The organism is Flavobacterium sp. (genome assembly GCF_028712645.1).
GTDB lineage: Bacteria > Bacteroidota > Bacteroidia > Flavobacteriales > Flavobacteriaceae > Flavobacterium.
Genome location: NZ_JAQTPQ010000383.1, coordinates 1 through 2,558 on the forward strand (window position 1 = coordinate 1; position 2,558 = coordinate 2,558).

Sequence of the window (2,558 nt, forward strand, 5' to 3'; positions counted from 1 at the left end):
TTAACGGAGCAATTGAAGAACTAAAACGAATAGGTCGTGGATATAGAAATAAACAAAATTTTAGAACAGCCATTCTATTTTTTCATGGAAACCTTGACGGCTATTCACACAAAACCCAGTAGAACCAGTTTTTTAATTACTTCTCCAGCAATGGTTGGTTAGTTGGTGGTAAAACACCAATGGTCAATTGGCAGGCTGCAGCACAAAATTGGATATTAAACGTACCTAAATTCATTTCAAATGAACCACAATCCAACAGAGCAAAACACCTCAACACAGGAACAGACAAAGATTATTCAGAGCCATTATAGCTACACTGAAATAATAGTTTGGTTAGAGAAAAAAGGTGTCGAATTATACGGAAATCATTTCAAAATCTTTGAAAGTGATTATTCCATAATTTACAAACTCATTGCCTATTTCCTCAAAGATGAAGCAACTTGTTTTCAATATGGCATCAACAGCAACGAAGGAATTTTGCTTTCTGGCCCAGTTGGCTGCGGTAAAACATCACTAATGAATTTAATGAAACACCTGACACCAACAGAACATAAATTTTTCGTAAAACCGTGTAGAGATATAAGCTTTGAATTTATCCAGGACGGTTACCAAATCATACATAAATACAGCAAGGGAAAGCTATACGAATCCGAACCCAAAACAATATGCTTCGACGATTTAGGAACAGAAAATAACCTAAAATACTACGGAAACGAATGTAATGTTATGGCAGAAATTCTATTAAGCCGCTATGATATTTTCACAAGTAAAAAAATCCAAACGCATATAACTACAAACCTTTCAGCTTCTGAAATTGAGAATGTTTATGGAAATCGGGTTAGAAGTAGGTTGAGGGAATTATGCAATTTAATAGCTTATGATAGAAGTTCAATAGACAAACGAAAATAAATTGCATAATCACGAACATCAAAAAAAAACAATAGACAAAGCGTGAGTAAATGATTAATTTGATTGCATATGAAAAAGGAATTGATGATAAAAGAAAATAAAACTTCCAATTAATTTTGCAGACACTATCCTAAAATTGCTTTTGTTTTGCCATTTTATATTCATTAGTATCTCTCAAAGCATTCATAAATAAACGAACATTATCTAAAGTTAATTTCGATAAAACATCATAACTTTTTTTGTGGCATTTTCTATATTTTATACCACTCCCACAAAAGCAATCTGAAACCCTATCAATTTTTTTGCCTTCAAGTATTTGAATTAACCCAAATTCGATATTGAAAACATTAGTTGTCATAAAAGTTTCTTCAAAAAACTCAATCCAACCTGCATTACCGTGAGACCTTTCTTTTAAAAAATAACCATTCTGATTGCGGAATATTTGACTATAAAAATAATTTTTAGCTTGATTTTCAATGAATTGAAGTAGATTAATTCCAGTATTACAAATGATATATTCTTCTGGAGGAGAAGCAATACAACAGTTTCCAGTTTTTTCAAATATATGCCAGTCAATATTTCTTGGAATGCGTCCTCCAGTTTCAAATAACAAAGGAAAACTATAAGGATAATCAATTACAGCCTTAATCTCAACTTGATAAGTATCTTCAATATTCCCGTATTCATCAGCTAAAATAATAGCCCCGAAGACACAAGGAATTCCATCATCAATTTTAAAAGATAATTCCTTGTATTTTTCAATAACAGCTGTTACTTGTTCTTCAAAAATTGTATAGCCATTCATCTTTTATTTTCCCCAAGGTCTTGATAATGCCGCGCCAGTTGTCGTTGCAGAATTACTATTTGATTGTTCATTTTTATCTTCTCCATCAGGAAATCTATTACCTAAATGTTTTTGCCATAATCTACTAGCTTTTAGTTGATTTTGTTCTTTTAATGCAGCTTCAGCATCAGAGAGAAAACTATCTAAATTATTTAAGAAATTAGTTTTTCTTGTTGTATCATAATCCGCAAATAAATTATCTTTTGGAGTAACAGGAACAATACATTCAAATTTTTGAGCTAAAGTTTTTTTAATTTCTCTCAAAATATCGGTCAATAAAATATCGTCTCTATCATTCATAACAATTTTCTCCTTTGCATTCATAGCCAAAATAGTCATTGCAAGTCCACTTGGCATTTTATTTCTTTTATAATCACACCAAGCTTTCATTTCTTTTATAATTTTTATAATCTTACCATTAGCATCTTTATTGTTGTTAAACCAATCAATAAGTGCTTTTGGATCGCTATCTTCCCAACCATTATTTTTTACAGCAAGTTTATATTCTTCTCCACTCACTTTATAATAAACAGGAATGTCAATTTCATAATCACCAGAAAAAATATTTCTAATGCACTTTTTTCTATGTTCTGGAGAAGTTGCAGTATATCCATTAACAGCATCCCAAATCCAATTTTGCAATGTCGTTGCCGTTACATCTGGTGTTCTAAAGAAGTAAACTCCGTCATCCAAATCACAAATGTCATCTTTGGTTCTAATGCCAGTTTTCATTTTGTAAGAACCTTGTATATAGAATTTTGGAGTGTATTCAGAATGATTTTCTTCAAAATATTTTCTAATTCTT

The 2,558-nt window shown here is 31.1% G+C and carries 3 protein-coding genes; 1 reads left to right on the forward strand and 2 read right to left on the reverse strand.

Annotated features, from left to right (window positions below; genetic code table 11):
* The first annotated feature begins 240 nt into the window (after window positions 1-240).
* A complete protein-coding gene (locus PHC28_RS18190) occupies window positions 241-909 on the forward strand; it encodes an AAA family ATPase (RefSeq protein ID WP_300103861.1) in 669 nt (222 codons plus the stop codon).
* Window positions 910-1,039: 130 nt separating this feature from the next.
* On the opposite strand, the gene PHC28_RS18195 is transcribed toward PHC28_RS18190, so the two are convergent.
* Window positions 1,040-1,714, reverse strand: a complete 675-nt coding sequence (locus PHC28_RS18195; protein ID WP_300103863.1) for an SEC-C domain-containing protein — start codon at window positions 1,712-1,714, stop codon at window positions 1,040-1,042.
* 3 nt (window positions 1,715-1,717) lie between these two features.
* Window positions 1,718-2,558, reverse strand: an 841-nt coding sequence (locus tag PHC28_RS18200) for a cyclic GMP-AMP synthase DncV-like nucleotidyltransferase (RefSeq protein ID WP_300103866.1), incomplete at its 5' end; no start/stop codon positions are given.

Coding starts and splice junctions, on each gene's coding strand:
- PHC28_RS18195 (WP_300103863.1), bottom strand. CDS start 1,714: ATGAATGGCTATACAATTTTTGAAGAACAAGTAACAGCTGTTATTGAA.
- PHC28_RS18190 (WP_300103861.1), top strand. CDS start 241: ATGAACCACAATCCAACAGAGCAAAACACCTCAACACAGGAACAGACA.